The organism is Zavarzinia aquatilis (assembly GCF_003173035.1).
Classification (GTDB): domain Bacteria; phylum Pseudomonadota; class Alphaproteobacteria; order Zavarziniales; family Zavarziniaceae; genus Zavarzinia; species Zavarzinia aquatilis.
Window position 1 is genome coordinate 1 of record NZ_QGLE01000012.1, and the last position, 20095, is coordinate 20095.

Here is a 20095-nt window from a genome sequence, read left to right on the forward strand (position 1 = left end):
GCCCTCATGGCCGAGGATGGTCGGGAACAGGCCTTCCGGGTCGGCGCCCGACAGCGTGTAGGCATCGGTATGGCAGACCCCGGTCGCCTTGATCTCGACCAGCACCTCGCCGGCCTGCGGCCCTTCGAGCTGCACGGTCACGATTTCCAGCGGTTTGCCGGCCTCGAAGGCGACGGCGGCGCGCACGTCCATCACGGCCCCCGTCATGCCGCGACCTCGTCGAAGGCGACGATCTGAATGCCGCCATCGGCGAAATTGGCCAGATCGGCCGCCGCCGCAAGACCTTCCGCCGAGCCGAGCGCGGCCTTCACCGCTTCCGCCGTCGGAAACTCCAGCCGTACCACCCGATAGAGGTCGTCGCCCGACAGCACTTCGACACCGGCGCTGAGGGTAACGCCACGCAGGCCCGGCAGCTTCCGCACCAGCGGCAGATGCCGCTCGGCGTAATGGCGATCGAAGGCCGCCGGATCGGACGGGCGGCCATAGAGCACGAGCAGGGTCGCCATCGCCCGTCTCCGTCACAGGCCCATGGCGGCGCGGAAATCCCGCGTCGCCTGACGGGCCGCGACGGCGGCGCGATCGCCGTCGGGAAGACCGGCGCAGAAGGCGTCGATGGCCTGGTCGGCCAGCGGTTCCCATTTCGCGATCCAGCCGCGCAGCAGCGGCACATTGCCGTCCCGGGCACCGAGGAATTTGACCAGAGCCTGCGTCCAGCTGCGCGACCGCGCCGTGTCCTTCAGCACCGCGTCCGAGAGAAGATCGAGCACCGAGTCGTCATGTCGCCGCGCCGCCCGCCCGAGCTGGCGCAGGCAAGCCTCGTCGATCGCCGGCTTGGCGACGAGATTGAGCGCCGCGAACAATTCGCCAAACTCGTAGGTCACCAGGACCTTTTCCATCAGTTCGCGGAAGCCCTGCCATTCAGGGGCCGTTTCCCAATGGCTGCGCTCGTCTTCATTGAAACCGGCCTGACCGTGACAACGCGCGAGTTCCACCGTGCGGTAGGAAACATGGGAGAGCGCCCGCAACGCATCCGCCGACTGAAAGGCATAGCAATGCGAGATGGTGGAAGCGGGCGTGGTCGTGGCGGCATAGGCCGAGGCCATCTGCACCGTGTGGTGCAGGAAGCGCGACGGCGTGTAGAGCCGGGCGAGAACCGTCTGCCACTCGGCGGAAAGGCCGGTGTCATGGCCCTCGTTGCTGAAGCGGTCGAGGATTTCGGCGACGTAGTTTTCCTGGCCTTCCTGAATGATGTTGTAACGCCGGTAGGTCACTTCCTCGGGATCGCGGAAGGCCAGCCAGTCGTCGTGGCGCAGCGGCGATTCGATCAGGTTCTTCTGGTACCAGCGATTGATGAAGCTGTCCGGCCCAATTGACGGCAGGGCCGGCCCGCTCTTGCCCGGCTGGGCGTAATCGTTGAGGAAATGGGCGTCATAGGCCACGGCCTCGTATTCGCTGGGCTTGCGGCGCTGCCCGGACAGGGCGCTCCAGGTCTTCAGCTTCGCCTGTTCGACGGGACCTTCTCTCATGGTGTCACTCCCTTGAATTCTGCTCTTGGCCGCTCAGCGGCGATTGTCGAGGAAGAAGCGGATATAGCGTTCGGTCGCCTCGATCTGGCCGGCGAAGGACGCGAGGATCGGCTCGATCTCCTGCATCAGGAACGGCCGGCGCAGCAGCTCCTCCACCGTCGCGCGGCGGACGACGCATTCGCCATCGACCTGAACGCGCAGATAGGCGCGCTTGTCGATCACATTGACGTCGTCATCCGGATTGTCGCGCCGGATCGCCTCGACGATCACATCGGCAAGTTCCCCGGCCCGCAATACGGGACCGACCATGTTATTGCTGGGCCCTTCGTGCCGGGTGGCGGCTTCGGACATGTGCAATCTCCCTTGTTGCTTTCAGGCACCGACACGAAAGGGCGTGACACCCTCGACACTGACCAGGACCTTGCCGGCCTCGACCCGTACCGGATAAAGCGCCAGACGGCAGTCGTCCGGATTGAGCCCGGCGCCGCTGCGGCTATCGAACTGCCACAGATGCGCGCGGCAGGTCAGCACGCCGTTCTCGAAACTGCCCTCGGCGAGGGAAATGTCCTGATGCGGGCACAGGGCCTGCAGCGCCATCACCTCGCCGCCGATCTGGTGCACGATCAGGATGTCGTGGCCGTCCACCTCGAATTCGACGACCTCGCCTTCCCAGATCTCGTCGAGATCGCAGACCGTCCGATAAGTCCCGGCGATATCGACCGTCATTGCAGCGGCTTTCCGTCGGACGCCGGCTCGAAGAACAGATGCACCCAGTCCATCGGCTCAATACCGGCGTCGACCACATTGGCGTCGCCGGGCAGCGCCTCGTGACGGTCGATCTTGCGCAGGCGGATGCTCGATGCCGGCATGTCGGGCAGATGCACGCCGACGACAAGCGAGGCCGCCGCCTCGATCAGGTCGCAGACGCGGGCTTCCGACGGGACCGCGACGAGATGCACGAGAAAATCGCGCTCGCAGGACACGAGCAGGGGCAGATCAGACATTTCGCTTCTCCAATGGTTCGGGCGCGACCCCGGCGGGACTCCGCCGGGGTCGCCGGGCTGATCACTCGGCCGCCATCTTCCGGGGCTCGCGCCCGGCGAAGGCCCAGGCATAGTTCTCGGCGTCCTTGCCGCGCTCGACCGGGGACAGCCCCATGTAATTGAGCGCGCCCTCGTAGTTCGGCGGCTGGATCTTGCCGGCCAGGAACTGGTCGATCAGCGTCTGGTGCGCGGCGTAACGCTCCGGATCCTGCTCGAAGATCCATTTCTCGACATGAGACTGGAAGTAGTACTTCTTGCCCTTGTAGGTCAGCATCTGACCCTGCGGGTCCCAGCTCTTGCCGGGTGTGGTGACGAGGGGCAGGTTGTTGAACGAACAGACCACCGGCAGCGTCTTCGGCACGGTCAGGTCGGTCTTGCCGGCGCGGATGTTCTCGCCGATCTGGTCCCACAACCGGCCCCAGCTGTCGTTCCAGCCCGGATACTTGGCTTCCAGCCATTCGCGCTCGGCCGGGGAGACGCCCGCGGGCACGTCGAACCACACGGTGTCGCGATAGAGCCACCAGCCGATCTGCATCCCATGATGGAAGCTGTTGATGTCCTCGAGGAAGAAATCCCAGTACCACGGCAGGTCGAGCCCCATGTCGAGCAGGGTGCGCTCGAACTGATCGACGATCCATTCCTCCATGAATTCCTTGAAGGAGGAGGTCCGCTTCTCGAGCGGCATGAAATAGTCGATCACCGTGCCCGTCAGCAGGGTGAAGAAGCGGTAGGTCCGCCAGAAGCCGATGTCGACCGCCTTCTGCGCCTCGGCCTTGTAACCGTTCTTGACCATCAGCTTCAGCAGGGGCGCGCCGATCTGGGCGTGACGCGACTCGTCGGTCTGGATCGACGAAATCAGGTTGGAAAAGCTGGTGTCGCCCGCTTCGGCGGCGTCACCCGCGAGGCCGATGAACTGCATGTTGGTGAAGCCGGTCTCGAAGGCGAAGGTCAGCATGATCGCCGTCGTCACCGCGTCCCGGCCGAGGAAGACATCGTCAAGCGTCGAGCGGGTCATGATCGCGCCCCATTCCTGGGTGCCGAGCAGCTTGTGCGCGAAATTGAACTGCGGGCTGTAACGCAGGCTTTCATGGGCGAAATAGAGCTGGGCCTGGCCATGACGGATTTCGTCGAGCAGACCGAAGGTTGCCATGTTGCGCATCCCCGGCGCCCGGCCGAAGCGGGCCATGCGCCCTTCGGAAATCTGCGAGCTGGATTCGGCGAGGCAGACCGCGCCGAAATGCAGCTTCAGCACCGAATGCCAGCGCTGCCCGGCTTCCTCCATGAAGCGGGTGCGCGCGGCGGCGGTGTTCACGGCGTAGACGCCAGCGTCCTTCTCGCGCTGGACCTTCACATATTCGGCGTATGAAACCTTGTAGGGCTCGTCGTATTCCGCCCAGGCCGCCTTCGGCATGTCGAAGGGATCGCTGATGTCGGACGGAAACAATTCCGCCTCGGCGACGAAGGACGGGGTCCAGTTGGTGTCGCGGGCCACATCGTACCAGTCGCTTCGCTGCAGCAAGGTCATGTCTTTTCTCCCTCCCGTTCTCGGCTCCCGGCCGGCGCGTCCGTCGCGGACCCTCCGGCCTGCCGTGTGTTGCCGTTATGGTCGGGCGCCGCCCCGGCTTCACCCGCCCAAAGGGACGGAAGGAGAATTTCACAGGCCGGCCATTGATGCCGACCCCGCCAACCGAAAGGAATGGTCTCGTTCGGCGCGACTGGTCCTATGTAGACTGGGGAATTTGCTGCGCCTGCGAATGTTGCGCCCGCGAAATACTCCGCCGGGTATTGGCGCCAATATTGCGAGATCGGACATGACACCTTGGTCCTGCCGGTCTAATTTCAATCTGGGAGGCGCTGAAGCACAGGAAAAATCCATGCTTCGGCCAACAATAAAGAGGTTAGTGAAGATCCGATGCAATCTTCCCGGGTCCTCGTGCGCAAGACCAAGCTGCAGCCGCCGAACAACCACGAGCGGACCATCAGCCGCGCGCGCCTGACCGGGTGTTTCGACCCCGGCGACCGGGCGCCGATCACCCTCGTGACCGCGCCCGCGGGCTCGGGCAAGACGACGGCGATGGTCCAGGCCTTCTATCGCTTTCGCGACGCCGGGGCGCTCGCCGGCTGGGCCAGTCTCGATCAGGCCGACAACGACACCACGGGCCTGATCGCCCTTCTCGTCTCGGCCCTGCGCGCCGCCGCGCCCAATGCCTGCGCCGCGACGGCGATCCTGCTCGAGACCGGGCTGATGCCACCCGAGGCGATCCTGCAGCGGACACTGCTGAACGAGATCGCGGACCTGCAACAGGACATCGCTCTCTTCCTCGACGACTATCACTGCGTCACCGACGAGCGCGCGCTGGCGCTGATGAATCTCGTTTTCGAGGCGAATACCCGGCGGCTGCGCTTCTTCATCGCGACACGCAACCAGCACAACATCTCGCTCGCCCGGCTGCGCATCTCCGGCCTCGTGCGCGAACTGACCTTCCGCGACCTGCAATTCGATCCCGATGAAACCCGCAGGGTTCTGCGCCTGTGGGGCCACGGCGACGTGACGGAAAACCAGAGCGATCTTCTGCGCCGCAAGACCGAGGGCTGGATCGCCGGCCTGCAGCTCGCCTCCATCGCCCTCGCCAACGAGGCCGACAAGGCGCATTTCATCAATGCCTTCTCGGGCACCAACAAGCGGATCGACGGGTTCATCTCGGACGAGGTGTTCCAGAAGCACCCCGAGGCGGTGCGCGACTTCCTGCTGAACACCTCGGTGCTCGACCGCTTCACCCTGGAACTCTGCAACGCGGTGAATCCGAGCGCCGGCAACTACGCCAACCTCGAATACATCGAACAGTGGCATCTGTTCCTGGTGCCGCTCGATGAGGAACGCAAGTGGTTTCGCTATCACCACCTCTTCAACGACTACCTGCGCCGCAAGCTGACCGAACTGCATCCTGGCCGGATCGCGGACCTGCATCGAACGGCGGCGCGCTGGCTGTTCGACAACGGCATGATCACCGAGGCGATCAGCCATGCCTTCGCCTCGGGCGATCACGAATTCGCCGGCGCCCTGCTCGATGCCGGCAGCGATGCCCTGTTCTCGGCCGGGCGGGCGATGACGCTTGAAACCCATGCCCGGCGCCTGCGCGACAGCCACATCCGCCGGCTGCCCCGCCTGCTGCTGGACCGCGCCTGGCAGAGCGAGCTGCGCTGGCGCTTCCGCGAGGCCGAGGCGGACCTGCGCGATGCGCGCGTCGCCGTCCAGGCCCTGACGGACGGGGCGGGTGACAGCCCCTGCGACAGCGATCTCGCCTATCTGCGCGAGAAACTGTCTCACCGGGAAATGATGCTGAAGCTGCTGAACGACGACAACGCGGGCGCCCGCGTCGCCGCCCAGGCCTGGATCGACGGGCGCAGCAGCAGCGACATGTTCATGTACGCCTCGTCCCTGTCGGCCAAGATCCTGACCGACCGGGAGTTCTATCGCTTCGATCTGGTGATGTCCCGGGCCGAGGACGTGCGCGACATGTTCGTCCGCCACGGCGCCTTTTACGGCACGGTGTTTCACGATTCCATCGTCGGCCGTTCGCTGCACCGCTGCGGCCGGCTGGACGAGGCCGTCTCGGTCCTGTCCCGCTCGCTCGAGGTGGCGATCCGGCTGCACGGCGATGTCACGCCGCTGGCCACCATGCCGACCTCGCTGCTCGCCGCCATCGCCTATGAGCGGAACGAGATCGACGCCGCGCGGCAGATGCTGGCGGGCCGCCTTCAGCTGAGCAAGGAACTCGGCTTCGTCGACAACATGATGGCGGCCTTTCTCACCGCCATCCGGCTCGCCTTTCTCGATGGGGATTTCGCCCAGGTTTCGGCCCTGCTGGACGAGGCGGACTGCGCCGCGCGGGAATTCGGTTTCGACCGCTTCCAGGGCCGCATCATCCTGGAGCGGGTGCGGCTGGCCTCGCTCGATTCCTTCTTCGCGCCGGCCCTCGAATCCCTCGATCTGGCACCCCTGCCCACGGATTTCGACGATCCCTGGTCCATTCCCCAGCCGAGTACCCGGCACGAAGTCGCCGCCCTCGTTCACTGCGGCCTGATGATCGCGGCGGGACAGACCCGGGAGGCCATCGCGATCCTGAACCGCTGGCTCCGCTTCACGGTCCATCGCCAGGCCAAGGCGGGCGCGGCCGCCGTGTCCGCCCTGCTGGCCCGCGCCCTGCTGCGCGACGGCGACAGGGAGGCCGCGCAGCGCCTGCTGGTCGACAATCTGAAAAGCCTGACCCACGCGCGCTTCATCCGCACCTTCGCCGATCAGGGCGCCAGTCTCGCCCCGACCTTCGCCGCCATCCGCCAGGGTTGTCGCGACCGGCAGCCCGCGGTCGCCGATTACGCCGACGCAATCCTGCAAGCCATGGGCCCCGACGCGGCCAGCGATCCGGAAGCGTCGGCGGAAGCCGGCGACGGCGGGCTGTACGAGCCGCTGACGGCGCGGGAGATCGAAATCCTGCGTCTTGCCGACAGCGGCCTGTCCAACGGCGAAATCGCCACCCGGATGGCGATCGCCGAAAGCACGGTGAAATGGTACTGGCAACGCATCTTCGACAAATTCGCCGCCCGCGGACGGCGTCAGGCGATCCGCACCGCGAGGACGCTGGGCGTGATCAGCCTGCGGTGAACCGGGTGCCGGTCAGGCGGAAAAGGCCCGCGCATCCTCTTCCCGCGCCAGGATGGCGGCGGCGTCGACCGAGCGGATCGGCCGGCCCGCCGCGACCTCGCCCCGCGCCAGCAGATCGAGATAACGGGCGCAGCACACCCGCAGGAACGATGTGAAATTGCCGAGGTCGTGGCCAGCTTCCGCCGCTTCGTGCCACAGGCGAGCGATCAACTGGTTCACGCTCAGCCCGTCATGGGCGGCGACGCGCCCCAGCACCCGCCAGAAATACTCCTCGAGGCGGATGCTGGTCACCATGCCGTCGAGACGCAGCGACTTGGCGCGGCTGGTCCAGAGCGACGGATCGGCACCGATGAAGAGTTTGCACATGGCCGGCCTCCCCTTTTCGCCTCAGGCTACGCCCGTCGCGCCGGTCCGGCCACGGCTATTCGGCGGCGGCGCGGGCGGTGCCCCGGTTCAGCAACGCCATGAATTGCGCCAGCCAGGCGGGATGGGCGGGCCAGGCCGGCGCCGTGACCAGATTGCCGTCGGTCACCGCGCCATCAACCGGAATATCGGCGAATTCGCCGCCGGCGAGGCCGACTTCAGGTGCGCAGGCGGGATAGGCTGAAACCCGCCGCCCCTTGAGGACGCCCGCGGCAGCCAGCAATTGCGGCCCGTGACAGATGGCGGCGACCGGCTTGCCCGCCTCGAAGAAGTGCCGGACCATGGCAAGCACGGCGCCATTCAGGCGCAGATATTCCGGCGCCCGGCCGCCGGGCACGACCAGCGCGTCATAGGTCGCTGGATCGACATCGGCGAAACTCGCGTTCAGCACGAACTTGTGCCCGGGCTTTTCCGAATAGGTCTGATCGCCCTCGAAATCGTGGATCGCCGTCGCGACCTTGTCACCCGCCGCCTTGTCGGGGCAGACCGCGTCGACCTTATGGCCGCAGGCCTGCAAGGCCTGAAACGGCACCATGGTTTCGTAATCCTCGGTGAAATCCCCGATGATCATCAGGATCTTGCGGGCCATGTTCGTTTCCTCCGTTCACCCCTTGTTTCGGGGATGATAGGAGGCTTTGGCCAGGCCGGGGTATTAGGGGCCTACTACGCCCCTCAGCGGAAAAAGGCGCGGCCGGCGGCCCACATGAGGAACAGGGCGGTCACCGCCGCGACATGGCCCGGGCCGGTATCGACCACCGCGAGAACGCTGGACAGATCGGTCGACGACAGCACTTCAAACATGGCCCCAGGCTCCTTAACATCCGTATTTTCGGGAGCAGATGTCTCCGGAACGGTTATTTATCAAAGAGGTTTCGTTAACCAAACCGGAATTCCCCCCGCAGTCGTCGGTTGCGGGGCAATTTTTGTTTTCCGCGAACTGGAGAGCCCGGCGAAAGAAAGCCCTTCCCCCCGCGCCATCGGCGATTACCCTGCACGGCAACAACATGAGGCGAGAATGAGCGGCGGGACCGACGACCTTCTGACCGACCGGCGGCTGTTGCGCCGCCGCCTGACCCGTTGGCGGCTGCTCGCGCTGCTTGCCCTGCTCGCCCTCGGGGTCTTTGCCCTGCCCGGCGTCTTCGACGGCAGCCTGCGGCCCCATATCGCCCGGGTGACGATCGAAGGCGTGATCGTGGCGAGCGACGAGGAACTCGCCCTCCTCGACCGGCTGGCGACCGACGACAGCGTCGAGGCGGTCATTCTCGCCATCGACAGCCCGGGCGGCACCACCGTCGGCGGCGAGGCGCTCTATCAGGCGCTGCGCCGGCTGTCGGCGAAGAAACCCGTGGTCGCCTCGATCCGTACCCTCGGCACTTCCGCGGCCTATCTGATCGCGACAGCGGCCGACCGCATCTTCGCTTACGAGACCTCGCTCACCGGCTCCATCGGCGTCCTGATCCAAGCACCCGAATTCTCGAAACTGATGGCGGAGATCGGCATCGGCGTGAACGAGGTGAAATCGGCGCCGCTCAAGGCCTCGCCCTCGCCCTTCGAGGCGATGTCGCCCGATGCCCGCACTGCCCTGCAATCGGTGATCGACGACAGTTTCGCCTGGTTCCGCGCCATTGTCGGCGAGCGCCGGGGCCTTGCCCCCGATGAGCTCGCCAGGGTGACCGACGGGCGCATCTTCACCGGCCGGCAGGCCCTTGCCCTGAAGCTGGTCGACGCCCTTGGCGCCGAGCCCGAAATCAGGCTCTGGCTGGCCGGGGACAAGGGCCTCGCCCCGGACCTGCCCATCCTTGACGTTACCGCCGACGATAGCCCCCTGTCGGCCGTTCTGAGCGGAAAAGCCTTTGTGCCTAAATGGCTTACCCTTGACGGCTTGACTTCGGTTTGGCACCCTCGCCTCGACTGACGACGATTGGCGAGGAAAGCACGGGCCATGATCAAGTCTGAACTGATCCTGCGCCTTGCCGCCGCCAACCCCCATCTCTATCAGCGGGATGTGGAACGTATCGTTTCCACCATCTTCCAGGAGGTGGCGGATGCCCTGGCGCGCGGCGACCGGGTGGAAATCCGCGGCTTCGGTGCCTTTTCGGTGAAAAGCCGGCCGGCCCGCACCGGCCGCAACCCGCGCACCGGCGAGGCGGTCGAAGTGTCCGAGAAATTCGTGCCCTTCTTCAAGACCGGCAAGGAACTGCGCGAACGTCTGAACGTCGACGACGAGCCGGCGCCGGCCAAGAAAAAAGCCGCCAAGGCTTGATCGCCCCCCGGAAATCCGCCATGGGGAAGCCGTCATGAAACTGCGCACGCTGCTCATCACCCTGCCCTTCGTCATCGTGCTGGTCGCCCTCGCGGTCGCCAATCGCGCGCCCGTGGTACTGTCGCTCGACCCCTTCGGCGGGGCGACCCCGTCCTATGCCGTGCAGATGCCGCTGTTCCTTGCCCTGTTCGCCGCGCTGGTGCTGGGCATCCTGATCGGCGGTGGTGTCGCCTGGACCTCGGGCTGGCGCCGCCGCCGGCTGCTGACCCGCCGCTACAAGGTCCTGCAGCGCGAAGTCGAATCGGCCAAGCCGCAGCCGAGCGGCCCCATCGCCCATGGCGGCGCCAATCTGCCCGCGCCGATCCAGGCCCCCGCCGGTCCGCTGGCGCCATGACGGTGCCGCCGCCCGCCGCGCTTCGCCATATCGACGGGGCAGTTGCCCGCGCCGCCCTGACCTATCCCGGGCTGATCGACGCCCTGCGCGATGCCTTCGCCGCCGGCACCATCGCCGCGCCCCTGCGCGGTCACTACCCGATGGACGACGGCGCCGGGGCGACCAATATCTTTCTGGTGATGCCGGCCTATCAGCCCGGCGCCTACACCGGCGTGAAGCTGGTCACGGTCGCGCCCGGCAATGGTGCGCGCGGCCTCGATTCGGTGATCGGCCTCTATGTCCTGTTCGACGGGGCGAGCGGGGCGCCGCTGCTGACCGTCGACGGCAGCGCCCTCACCGTCCGCCGCACCCCCGCCGCCTCCGCCCTCGCCGCGCGTTATCTCGCGCGGGCGGACGCGAAGACCCTGCTCGTCGTCGGCGCCGGCAATCTGGCGCCCCATGTCGTCGAGGCTTACCGTGCCGTCCGCCCCGGCCTGTCCCGGGTGCTGATCTGGAACCGTAACGCCGACAAGGCCCGCGCCGTCGCCGCTGTTACCGGCGCCGAGGCGGTCGAAGACCTGGTCACCGCCGTCGCCGGGGCCGACATCGTCAGCGCCATCACCATGAGCCGGACACCGCTGATCCGGGGCGAATGGCTGAAACCCGGTTGCCATGTCGACCTGATCGGCGGCTTCACCCCCGAGATGCGCGAGGCGGACGATGCCGCCATCGCCCGCGCCCGCCTTTTCGTCGATACCCGCGAAGGCGCCCTGCACGAGGCGGGCGATCTCGCCGATCCCTTGCGGCGCGGCCTGATCTCGGCGGCCGATATCGCCGCCGACCTCGCCGATCTCTGCGCCGGGCGCCACCCCGGCCGACGGGACGCTTCCGACATCACCCTGTTCAAATCGGTCGGCACCGCGCTCGAAGACCTCGTCGCCGCCGCCTTCCTGCATCGGTCGCTCGCGCCATGAAACTGATCATCGTCGGCGGTGGCCTCTATGGCCTCGCCACCGCAAGGGCCGCCATCAACCTGGGCATGGAGGTCACGGTGATCGAGCAGGGCCGGGTGCCCGATCCGCTCGCCACCTCGGTCGACCGTCACCGCCTGATCCGCTACCCCTACGGCGCGCTCGACGGCTATGCCCTGATGATCCATGACGCCTATGCGGCGTGGGACGGCGTGTGGCGCGACCTCGGCCGCCGGCATTATGTCGAGACCGGCACCCTCGCCCATCATTTCGCGGCGGGCGACTGGGCCGATCAATCCGCTGCCTCCCTCGACCGGCTGGGCATCGCTTATGAACGGCTGAAACCGGCGGAACTCGACCGGCGTTTCCCCATGCTCTCGTCCGAGGGCGCGATCGACGCCCTGTGGCTGACGAGCGGCGGCGCCCTGCTGGCGGACCGCATCGTCGGCGGCCTTGGCGATTATGTCCGGGCGAAGGGCACTCTTCTCGAAGGCATCGCGGTCGCCGATCTCGACCCCGCGCGGGCGACGGCGATCCTCGCCGATGGCCGCCGGATCGAGGGCGACCGTCTGGTGGTCGCCGCCGGGGCCTGGACGCCCCGCCTCGTCCCCGCACTCGCCGCCGAGCTGCGCCCGGTGCGCCAGGTGGTCACCTACGCCCGGGTGCCCGACAAATGGCGGGCGGCCTGGGCCAGCGGCCCCATGCTGCTGGAGATCGAGCGGGACGACGGTTTCTATGCCGTGCCGCCGGTCGACGGCTACGGCCTCAAGCTCGGCGACCATCACATGGACGGCGGGCCGGACGATCCGGAAGCCCGGCGCGGCGCCGGCAAGGATGAAGCGAAAGCGATCTGGGAAGGCGGCCGCCGCCGTTTCCGCGATTTCGACGATTACCGCATCATCGAAGCGAAGACCTGTCTCTATACGGTGACGGCCGACGAGCGTTTCCGCATCGCCGATGTCGATGGAGCGCTGGTGCTGTCCTGCTGCTCGGGCCATGGCTTCAAGTTCGGCGCGGTGATGGGCGAGCGGGTGGCGGCCCATCTCGACGGCGCGGCAGATTTCGACGCACTGCAACACTGGGCCGCCGGAAAGCTGCTATAGTCCCGGCCATGTCCGTTTCCGTGAAGATTTGCGGGTTGCGCACGCCCGAAGCCGTCGATGCCGCCGTCCAGCATGGCGCCAGCCATGTCGGCTTCGTGTTCTACCCGCCCTCGCCCCGCAATCTCTCCCCCGAGGAGGCCGGTGCCCTGATTGCCCGCCTGCCGGACGGGGTGACGCCGGTCGCCCTGACCGTCGATGCCGACGATGCCACCATTGCCGCCATCCTGTCGCAGGCGCCGGTGAAGATCCTGCAGGCCCATGGCAAGGAAAGCCCCGCGCGGATCGCCGAGCTGCGCGGGCGCTTCAACCTGCCGGTGATGAAGGCGGTCGGCATTGCCGGAACGGAGGATGTCGCGACGGCTCATGATTACGAGTCTGTTGCCGACCTGTTGCTCCTCGACGCCAAACCGCCTAGAAAAGGCCTTCCCGGCGGCAATGGCCTTGCCTTCGACTGGGGCCTGATCGCCGAAGAGCGCTGGTCGCGGCCCTGGTTCCTGGCAGGCGGGCTGACCCCCGACAACGTCGCCGAAGCGATCCGAATTTCCGGGGCCTCGGCGGTGGATGTGTCGAGCGGTGTCGAATCGGCGCCGGGGGTAAAGAATTTCGACCTGATCGCCGCCTTCCTGGCGGCGGCGCGGTCTGCTTGAGGAACGATCATGGCCATGGCGCCCGCACAGACGCCCAATTCCTACCGCGAGGGCCCCGACGAACACGGGCATTTCGGGATCTACGGCGGGCGCTTCGTCGCCGAGACGCTGATGCCGCTGATCCTCGACCTCGAGAAGGCCTATGAGGACGCCTGCAAGGATCCGTCGTTCCGCGCCGAACTCGACTATTTCCTCGAACATTATGTCGGCCGGCCCAGCCCGCTCTATTTCGCCGAGCGGCTGACCGATCATTTCGGCGGCGCCAAGATCTATCTGAAGCGGGAAGAGCTGAACCACACCGGCGCCCACAAGATCAACAATTGCATGGGCCAGATCCTGCTGGCCAAGCGCATGGGCAAGAAGCGCATCATCGCCGAGACCGGCGCCGGCCAGCATGGCGTGGCGACGGCGACGGTCGCCGCCCGCTTCGGCCTGCCCTGCACCATCTACATGGGCAAGACCGATATCGAGCGGCAGAGCCCGAACGTCTTCCGCATGAAGCTGCTGGGCGCCGAAGTCGTCCCCGTCACCTCGGGTTCGCAGACCCTGAAGGACGCGATGAACGAGGCCCTGCGCGACTGGGTGACCCAGGTCGAGGACACGTTCTACATCATCGGCACCGTCGCCGGGCCGCACCCCTATCCGGCCATGGTGCGCGATTTCCAGGCGGTGATCGGCAACGAGGCCAAGGCCCAGATGCTGAAGACCGAAGGCCGCCTGCCGGATACGCTGGTCGCCTGCGTCGGCGGCGGCTCCAACGCCATCGGCCTGTTCTACCCCTTCCTCGACGACAAGGAGGTAGCGATCGACGCGGTCGAGGCCGCCGGCCTCGGGCTCGAGAGCGGCAAGCACGCGGCCTCGCTGGCCAAGGGCCGGCCGGGCGTGCTGCACGGCAATCGCACCTATCTCCTCCAGGACGACGACGGCCAGATCATTGAGGCGCATTCCATCTCGGCCGGTCTCGATTATCCGGGCATCGGGCCGGAACACAGCTGGCTGCACGATATCGGCCGGGTGAACTTCGTCTCCGCGACCGATCAGGAGGCGCTGGACGCCTTCCAGCTCTGCGCCAAGCTCGAAGGCATCATTCCCGCGCTCGAATCCTCCCACGCCCTCGCCCATGTCGCGCGCATCGCGCCCGACCTGCCGAAGGATCACATCATCCTGGTCAACCTGTCGGGCCGGGGCGACAAGGACATCTTCACCGTCGCCACTGCCCTGGGAGCGAAGCTGTGACCGTCGCCCGCATTGATGCCCGCTTCGCCGCGCTGAAGGCCGAGGGCCGCCCCGGCCTCGTCGTCTTCGTCACCGCGGGCGATCCGGACCTCGAAACCTCCTTCGAGGTGATCAGGGCCCTGCCCGCCGCCGGCGCCGACGTGATCGAGATCGGGATGCCCTTCACCGATCCCATGGCCGACGGGCCGGCGATCCAGGCGGCCGGCCTGCGCGCCCTCGCCAATGGCCAGACCCTGGCCAAGACCCTCGGCCTCGTCCGCCGCTTCCGCGAGACCGACCAGGCGACGCCGCTCGTCCTGATGGGCTATTACAATCCGATCTATTCCTATGGCGTGCCGCGCTTCCTGACCGACGCCAAGGCCGCCGGCATCGACGGGCTGATCGTCGTCGACCTGCCGACCGAGGAAGACCCTGAGCTGTGCCTGCCCGCGCTCGAGCAGGATATCGCCTTCATCCGCCTGGCGACGCCGACCACCGATGACAAGCGCCTGCCGACCGTGCTGCGCCATACTTCGGGCTTCGTCTATTACGTCTCGATCAATGGCATCACCGGATCGGCCGCGCCCGACTGCAACGCCGTCGCCGCCGCCGTCGCCCGGCTGAAGCGCCATACGGAGCTGCCGGTCGCCGTCGGCTTCGGCATCCGGACGCCCGAACAGGCGGCGGAAATCGGCGGTAACGCCGATGCCGCCGTGGTCGGCAGCGCCGTCGTCTCGATGATCGGCGAGGCCGCGGCCGAAGGCCTGACGGGCAAGCCCCTGGCCGACCGTATTTCCGCTTTCGTCGCCACGCTCGCCGCCGGTGTGCGCGGCGCCAAGCGCAGCGCCGCCTGAGCCCGTCGGAGTTACCCCATGGCCAACTGGCTGAACGACGTCGTCCGTCCCAAGATCCGCGCCGCCTTCGTGCGCCGCGACATGCCGGACAACCTTTGGACCAAGTGCCCCGGCTGCGGCCAGATGCTGTTCCACCGCGAACTCGACGAGAACCAGCAGGTGTGCCAGCACTGCGGCCATCACATGCGCCTCGGCATCGAGGAACGGGTGGCGCTGCTGCTCGACGCCGGCTTTACCCTGGTTCCCGTCGCCGATGTGCCGGCCGACCCCCTGAAGTTCAAGGACGAGAAGTCCTATGTCGCGCGCCTGAAGGATGCCCGGGCCAAGACCGGCCAGCATGACGCCATGCTGGTCGCCTATGGCACGATCGAGGGGCTGGGCGCCGTGGTCGCGGTGCAGAATTTCGCCTTCATGGGCGGCTCCATGGGCCTTGCCGTCGGCGAGGCGCTGGTGACCGCGGCCGAGCGCGCGGTCGATCACGGCGTGCCGCTGATCGTCGTCACCGCCGCGGGCGGCGCCCGGATGCAGGAAGGCATCCTGTCGCTGATGCAGATGCCGCGTTCGACCGTCGCGGTCGAGATGGTGCGCGATGCCGGCCTGCCCTATATCGTCGTGCTGACCGATCCGACCACCGGCGGCGTCACCGCCTCCTACGCCATGCTGGGCGACATCCAGATCGCCGAGCCGGGCGCCCTGATCGGCTTTGCCGGCCAGCGCGTGATCGAACAGACCATCCGCGAGAAACTGCCTGAAGGCTTCCAGCGCGCCGAATATCTGCTCGAACATGGCATCATCGACATGGTGGTGCCGCGCAAGGAGCTGAAAGGCCGCCTCGCCACCATCATCGCGCTGCTGACCGACCGCAAGCCGAAGGCGGCGGTCAAGGTCCCGGTCAAGGCCTGAGCCGGCCCCCGACCGGGGACCGGATACCGTCATGACCGGTAGCGACCGCGTGCTGGAGCGGCTGACCCGGCTGCATCCGAAGAAGATCGACCTCTCGCTTGGCCGGATGGAGCGGCTGCTCGCCCGGCTCGGCCATCCCGAGCAGCGCCTGCCCGCGGTGGTCCATATCGCCGGGACCAATGGCAAGGGCTCCACCGTCGCCTATCTGCGCGCCATCGCCGAGGCGGCGGGCCTCCGGGTCCATGCCTATACCTCGCCCCATCTGGTGCGCTTCGCCGAACGCATCCGCCTCGCCGGCCAGCTGATCGACGAAGATACCCTGACCGCCCTCCTCGAGGAATGCGAGCGCGCCAACGGCGAAGCGCCGATCACCTTCTTCGAGGTGACGACGGCGGCCGCCCTGCTCGCCTTCGCGAGGACACCGGCCGATCTCGTCCTGCTCGAAGTCGGCCTCGGCGGGCGGCTCGACGCGACCAATGTCGTGACCATGCCCCGACTCTGCGTGATCACGCCCGTCGACCTCGACCACCGGGAATTCCTGGGCGAGACCATCGCCGCCATCGCCGCCGAGAAGGCCGGCATCCTGAAACCGGACGTGCCCGCCGTCATCGGCCCGCAGCCGGCCGATGCCCTCGCCGCGATCTGCGACCGGGCGGATGACCTCGATTCCCCGCTGATCGTGGCCGGCGCCGATTTCACCGCGCGCCCGGTCGAGGACGGTTTCCTGTTCACCGGGGCCGGCTTGACCGACTGGCACCTGCCCCGCCCCGCCCTGGCCGGGCCGCATCAGATCGCCAATGCCGCCAGCGCCGTCGCCGCCGCCCTGCTGCTCGACCTGCCGGAAGCGGCGATCGAAGCGGGCATCGCGGGGGCCGAATGGCCGGCCCGGCTGCAGCGCCTGACCCGCGGTCCGCTGCCTGCCCAGCTGCCCGAGGATGGGGAGCTTTGGCTGGACGGCGGCCATAACCCCCATGCCGCCCGCGCGCTGGCGGAGGCGCTGGCCGAAATGACGGCGAAGGATGGCCGCCCCCTCGCCCTCGTCACCGGGCTGCTGTCGACCAAGGATGCGGCGGGCTATTTCGGCGCCTTCGCGGCCCTGAGGCCGCCGGTGGTCGCCGTGACCATCCCGGGCGAGGATGCGGCCCGTCCCGCCGCCGAAGTCGCCGATGCCGCGACCGGGGCGGGTCTTGCCGCCGAAGCGGCGGACAATATCGAAGCCGCCGTCGCCCGCGCCGCCGCGCTGGCGGGCCCGGGCGCGCGCGTGATGATCTGCGGCTCGCTCTATCTCGCCGGCAGGGTGCTGGCGGAAAACGGCTGACGCCTTCTTTCCACCTCGTCATGCCGGCGCAGGCCGGCATCTCGACAAGGCCAGGGCGTCTTTCCGTCACGAGACCCCGGCCTGCGCCGGGGTGACGACAGAAAGATGGATCAGCCGCCGATCAGCTTCACGATACCGTCGGCGAGGGCCTTCGGTTCCATGTCGTGGCTGTAGATCTGCTTCAGCTTGCCGTCCGGCCCCATCAGATAGAGCAGGGTCGAATGATCCATCGTGTAATCCTCGCCTTCGCCCCGGCGCAGAGCGACGACACGATAGGTCTTGAGGACGGCGTCGATCTGCGCCCGGTCACCGGTCAGGCCGGTGATGCGCGGATCGAAGGACGAGGTGTAGTCCTTCATCGCCTGGGCATTGTCGCGTTCGGGATCGACGGTGATGAACAGCGGCTGGATGCGGTCGGCGACCGGCCCCATGGCCTTCAGCGCCTCGGTCATTTCCGCGAGGGTAGTCGGGCAGACGTCGGGGCAATAGGTGAAGCCGAAGAAGACCAGCAGATATTTGCCCGGCCAGCTCTTTTCCGTCACCGGCTGGCCGTTCTCGTCGAGCAGCGAGAAGGGACCGCCGACCGAACTGGCCAGTTCGTGGTCTGGTGGCAATCCGCTTTCCGCGGTGGCGCCAGCTTCGAGCCGCTGGTCGATACGGCCCAGTTCGAACCAGGTCAGGGCGGCGATGCCGATCAGGGCGGCGGCGATGATCAGGGGGGTCGTTTTGCGCATGGCGCTCACATGAACGCCGACACACTCTCAGGTCAAGGGGCTTGGCGCCGCAGGTCGGGGCGTCCAGCCCGTCATTACCGGGATGCGTGCATATGCGGTCTTCGGCATCGGCATGGCTTCCGGTCTTCGATCCGCGAAAACTTCGTGCTTTAGTGCAATGGACATTTGGGGCAGGTGGTTGCGCGTATCCCGATCTGCCCGATCGCCGCCCTCACCCGGGCCCCTACTGATCGAAAAATACTACAGGACGTCGAGCCAAGTGAACGCTGTCGACCGCAAACGCGCCGTATCCTCGGACCAAAACACCGACGACCACGGTGACCTCCGCGCCCCTCGATTCGACGGTCCGCTGTCGGATTCGGAACTCGACGAGCTGATCAATCTGCTGATCGAAACGATCCGCGCCGGGGCCAAGGTGGCCGCCGTCTTCGCCTGCCGCGCCTCGTGCCAGAACAAGCGGGGCATGTATCTCGACATTCAGGCCGATGCCTCCAAGGCGATCCAGACCCTGTCCCGCCTGCTGAAGGCCCGCGGCGTCGAGCCGTCGGATGCCACCAACGGCTTCTTCGACCGCGCCATGGAACTGCCCGAGCGGGCGGACCGCATCGCCTTCTTCCTGCGCGGCCAGTCCTGGCTGCTGGCGACCCTGCGCGAGGCCCTGCCCCACCTGCAGGATGCCGAAATCTCCGCCGCCTTCGCCGACTGCATCGAGCAGGTGGAGCGGAACCGGGAACGCGCCCAGTCCTATATGAACGGCCTCTGATCCCGGCTGGTTTTCCCCATGTTGATGACCCTGCTGTTCTTCGCCGGCTTCGCGCTGGTCGCGGCCTTCGTCTGCCGCGCCCTGCTGCCCGCGCCGTGGAGCCGCTATGTCTTCCTGGCGCTCGGTGTGCCGTCCCTCGGCCTCATTGTGCTCGGCCTCGGCGCGACGGTCTTCTTCTATATCCGCTGCGAGCAGGGCGAGATCGCCCGCGCGAGCAATGACGACGCCACCGTGGTCGCGACCCTGAGCGCGGTTGACTGCGGCTCGGCCGACGACCGCACCTTCGACGTCACGGTCAGCCTGTCGAACGCGACCCGCCCGCTCGACCAGACCATCTTCCGCAGCCGGGGCCGCCCGGCGCCGACCGCGGTCGCCCTGACCGGGGCGCGCAGTTTCCGCGTCACCCTCGAGGACGGCAGCACCTACGACACCAGCCTCGTCGGCGAGGACGGCACGCCGGACAAGGTCTGGTCGGTCATCGGCGGCAAGGTCCTGCCCTGACATGGCGCTGCAGCCGGCCGCCCTGGTGACCGGCGCCGGGCGCCGCATCGGCGCCGGCCTCGCCCGCCATCTCGCCGCGCGGGGCTATGCCATCGTTCTGCACCACAACGACAGCGCCGAAGCTGCCGGGCGCCTCGCCGCCGAAATAGCGGCGGGCGGCGGCACCGCCCATGTCCTGCAGGCCGACCTCGGCGATGCCGGCGCGGTCGAGCGGCTGATCCCGGCCGCCGTCGATCTGGCCCCCGGCCTGTCCCTGCTGGTCAACAACGCCGCCCGCTTCGTCCACGACCGGGTGGAGAGCCTTAACAGGGCCAATTGGGATGCCCATCTCGCCGTCAACCTGTCGGCGCCGGCCTTCCTGGCCAAAGCCTTCGCCGATGCCCTCGCCGCGCGCCAGCGGCCGGGCCTGATCGTGAATATCACCGACTTCAAACTGTCGGGGCGGCCGGACCCGGCTTTCCTGTCCTATACGGTGGCCAAGGCCGGCCTCGCCGCCCTGACCGAATTGCTGGCGGTCGCCCTCGCGCCCCGGGGCATCAGGGTCGTTGCCATCGCCCCCGGCTTCACCCTGCCCGGCGGCAAGCAATCGGACGAGAGTTTCGCCGAAGCCTTTCATTCCGCCCCGCTCGGCGCCGGCTCGACCATCGCCGACCTCGCCCGCGCGCTCAGCTTCGCCATCGACAGCCCGGCCCTGACCGGCTGCACCCTGCCGATCGACGGCGGGATGCATCTTGTGTGACCGTTTAAAGCGATAGACGAGAGCGGGCGCCTCCTTTACGTTTACGTCAACGTAAG

Annotated in this window: 25 protein-coding genes; 14 read left to right on the plus strand and 11 right to left on the minus strand. The window is 67.4% G+C overall.

What is annotated here, in order from left to right; all coding sequences use genetic code 11:
• The 7 genes from DKG74_RS17285 to DKG74_RS17315 all read right to left on the minus strand — a co-directional run.
• A partial coding sequence (locus DKG74_RS17285; protein WP_165837450.1) for an alcohol dehydrogenase catalytic domain-containing protein occupies positions 1-192 on the minus strand: 192 nt, incomplete at its 3' end.
• A gap of 11 nt (positions 193-203) precedes the next feature.
• Positions 204-506: an EthD family reductase gene (locus DKG74_RS17290; RefSeq protein ID WP_109907435.1), complete on the minus strand. Its 303-nt coding sequence runs from the start codon at positions 504-506 to the stop codon at positions 204-206.
• A 12-nt stretch (positions 507-518) separates the two neighbouring features.
• Positions 519-1526, minus strand: a complete 1008-nt coding sequence (locus DKG74_RS17295) for a ferritin family protein (RefSeq protein ID WP_109907436.1) — start codon at positions 1524-1526, stop codon at positions 519-521.
• A 33-nt stretch (positions 1527-1559) separates the two neighbouring features.
• Positions 1560-1877 carry an MmoB/DmpM family protein gene (locus DKG74_RS17300; RefSeq protein WP_109907437.1) on the minus strand — a complete coding sequence of 106 codons (318 nt, stop codon included), beginning with the start codon at positions 1875-1877 and terminating at the stop codon, positions 1560-1562.
• Between the two features lie 21 nt (positions 1878-1898).
• On the minus strand, positions 1899-2252 hold the full coding sequence (locus DKG74_RS17305; RefSeq protein ID WP_109907438.1) for a monooxygenase system ferredoxin subunit: 354 nt from the start codon (positions 2250-2252) through the stop codon (positions 1899-1901).
• Complete coding sequence (locus DKG74_RS17310) at positions 2249-2530, minus strand: toluene-4-monooxygenase system B family protein (RefSeq protein WP_165837737.1); 282 nt, start codon at positions 2528-2530, stop codon at positions 2249-2251. Before DKG74_RS17310 ends, DKG74_RS17305 begins: the two co-directional genes overlap by 4 nt.
• Positions 2531-2591: 61 nt before the next feature.
• Entirely contained in the window at positions 2592-4094 is a 1503-nt protein-coding gene (locus DKG74_RS17315) for a YHS domain-containing protein (protein WP_109907440.1), read from the minus strand.
• Positions 4095-4481: 387 nt separating this feature from the next.
• Here DKG74_RS17315 and DKG74_RS17320 point away from each other — a divergent pair, with 387 nt between their 5' ends.
• Positions 4482-7232 carry a winged helix-turn-helix domain-containing protein gene (locus DKG74_RS17320; RefSeq protein ID WP_109907441.1) on the plus strand — a complete coding sequence of 917 codons (2751 nt, stop codon included), beginning with the start codon at positions 4482-4484 and terminating at the stop codon, positions 7230-7232.
• 12 nt (positions 7233-7244) lie between these two features.
• Here the strand turns inward: DKG74_RS17320 and DKG74_RS17325 are convergent, their stop codons facing one another.
• From DKG74_RS17325 to DKG74_RS22440, 3 genes are all read right to left on the minus strand, one after another.
• Positions 7245-7598, minus strand: a complete 354-nt coding sequence (locus DKG74_RS17325; protein WP_109907442.1) for a ribbon-helix-helix domain-containing protein — start codon at positions 7596-7598, stop codon at positions 7245-7247.
• A gap of 55 nt (positions 7599-7653) precedes the next feature.
• Positions 7654-8244: a DJ-1/PfpI family protein gene (locus DKG74_RS17330; RefSeq protein WP_109907443.1), complete on the minus strand. Its 591-nt coding sequence runs from the start codon at positions 8242-8244 to the stop codon at positions 7654-7656.
• Positions 8245-8327: 83 nt separating this feature from the next.
• Entirely contained in the window at positions 8328-8456 is a 129-nt protein-coding gene (locus DKG74_RS22440) for a hypothetical protein (protein ID WP_279340893.1), read from the minus strand.
• 214 nt (positions 8457-8670) lie between these two features.
• On the opposite strand from DKG74_RS22440, the gene sppA reads away from it, so the two are divergent.
• From sppA to DKG74_RS17380, 10 genes are read left to right on the plus strand one after another with little or no spacing between them, the layout of a single operon-like run.
• A complete protein-coding gene (gene sppA / locus DKG74_RS17335; RefSeq protein ID WP_109907444.1) occupies positions 8671-9570 on the plus strand; it encodes a signal peptide peptidase SppA in 900 nt (299 codons plus the stop codon).
• Positions 9571-9597: 27 nt separating this feature from the next.
• Complete coding sequence (ihfB, locus tag DKG74_RS17340) at positions 9598-9918, plus strand: integration host factor subunit beta (RefSeq protein ID WP_109907445.1); 321 nt, start codon at positions 9598-9600, stop codon at positions 9916-9918.
• A 34-nt stretch (positions 9919-9952) separates the two neighbouring features.
• On the plus strand, positions 9953-10312 hold the full coding sequence (locus DKG74_RS17345) for a LapA family protein (protein ID WP_109907446.1): 360 nt from the start codon (positions 9953-9955) through the stop codon (positions 10310-10312).
• Entirely contained in the window at positions 10309-11265 is a 957-nt protein-coding gene (gene lhpI, locus DKG74_RS17350; RefSeq protein ID WP_109907447.1) for a bifunctional Delta(1)-pyrroline-2-carboxylate/Delta(1)-piperideine-2-carboxylate reductase, read from the plus strand. Before DKG74_RS17345 ends, lhpI begins: the two co-directional genes overlap by 4 nt.
• Complete coding sequence (locus tag DKG74_RS17355; protein ID WP_109907448.1) at positions 11262-12365, plus strand: NAD(P)/FAD-dependent oxidoreductase; 1104 nt, start codon at positions 11262-11264, stop codon at positions 12363-12365. The genes lhpI and DKG74_RS17355 overlap by 4 nt, the downstream gene beginning before the upstream one ends.
• An 8-nt stretch (positions 12366-12373) precedes the next feature.
• Complete coding sequence (locus tag DKG74_RS17360) at positions 12374-13012, plus strand: phosphoribosylanthranilate isomerase (protein ID WP_109907449.1); 639 nt, start codon at positions 12374-12376, stop codon at positions 13010-13012.
• 9 nt (positions 13013-13021) lie between these two features.
• On the plus strand, positions 13022-14248 hold the full coding sequence (gene trpB, locus DKG74_RS17365; protein WP_109907450.1) for a tryptophan synthase subunit beta: 1227 nt from the start codon (positions 13022-13024) through the stop codon (positions 14246-14248).
• Positions 14245-15081, plus strand: coding sequence for a tryptophan synthase subunit alpha (trpA, locus tag DKG74_RS17370; protein WP_109907451.1), 837 nt, complete (start codon positions 14245-14247; stop codon positions 15079-15081). Before trpB ends, trpA begins: the two co-directional genes overlap by 4 nt.
• An 18-nt stretch (positions 15082-15099) precedes the next feature.
• Positions 15100-15984: an acetyl-CoA carboxylase, carboxyltransferase subunit beta gene (accD, locus tag DKG74_RS17375; RefSeq protein WP_109907452.1), complete on the plus strand. Its 885-nt coding sequence runs from the start codon at positions 15100-15102 to the stop codon at positions 15982-15984.
• Positions 15985-16015: 31 nt separating this feature from the next.
• Complete coding sequence (locus DKG74_RS17380) at positions 16016-17302, plus strand: bifunctional folylpolyglutamate synthase/dihydrofolate synthase (RefSeq protein WP_109907453.1); 1287 nt, start codon at positions 16016-16018, stop codon at positions 17300-17302.
• 110 nt (positions 17303-17412) lie between these two features.
• Here DKG74_RS17380 and DKG74_RS17385 read toward each other — a convergent pair whose 3' ends face one another.
• Positions 17413-18036: an SCO family protein gene (locus tag DKG74_RS17385; RefSeq protein ID WP_109907454.1), complete on the minus strand. Its 624-nt coding sequence runs from the start codon at positions 18034-18036 to the stop codon at positions 17413-17415.
• A gap of 259 nt (positions 18037-18295) precedes the next feature.
• Here DKG74_RS17385 and DKG74_RS17390 point away from each other — a divergent pair, with 259 nt between their 5' ends.
• The 3 genes from DKG74_RS17390 to DKG74_RS17400 are packed head-to-tail and all read left to right on the plus strand — an operon-like array spanning position 18296 to position 20039.
• The gene (locus DKG74_RS17390) at positions 18296-18799 is read left to right on the plus strand and encodes a DUF6306 domain-containing protein (protein ID WP_109907455.1); all 504 of its coding nucleotides are present in this window, start codon (positions 18296-18298) and stop codon (positions 18797-18799) included.
• 18 nt (positions 18800-18817) lie between these two features.
• The gene (locus tag DKG74_RS17395) at positions 18818-19300 is read left to right on the plus strand and encodes a hypothetical protein (RefSeq protein ID WP_109907456.1); all 483 of its coding nucleotides are present in this window, start codon (positions 18818-18820) and stop codon (positions 19298-19300) included.
• A 1-nt stretch (position 19301) separates the two neighbouring features.
• Positions 19302-20039: an SDR family oxidoreductase gene (locus DKG74_RS17400; protein WP_109907457.1), complete on the plus strand. Its 738-nt coding sequence runs from the start codon at positions 19302-19304 to the stop codon at positions 20037-20039.
• Positions 20040-20095 lie beyond the last annotated feature (56 nt).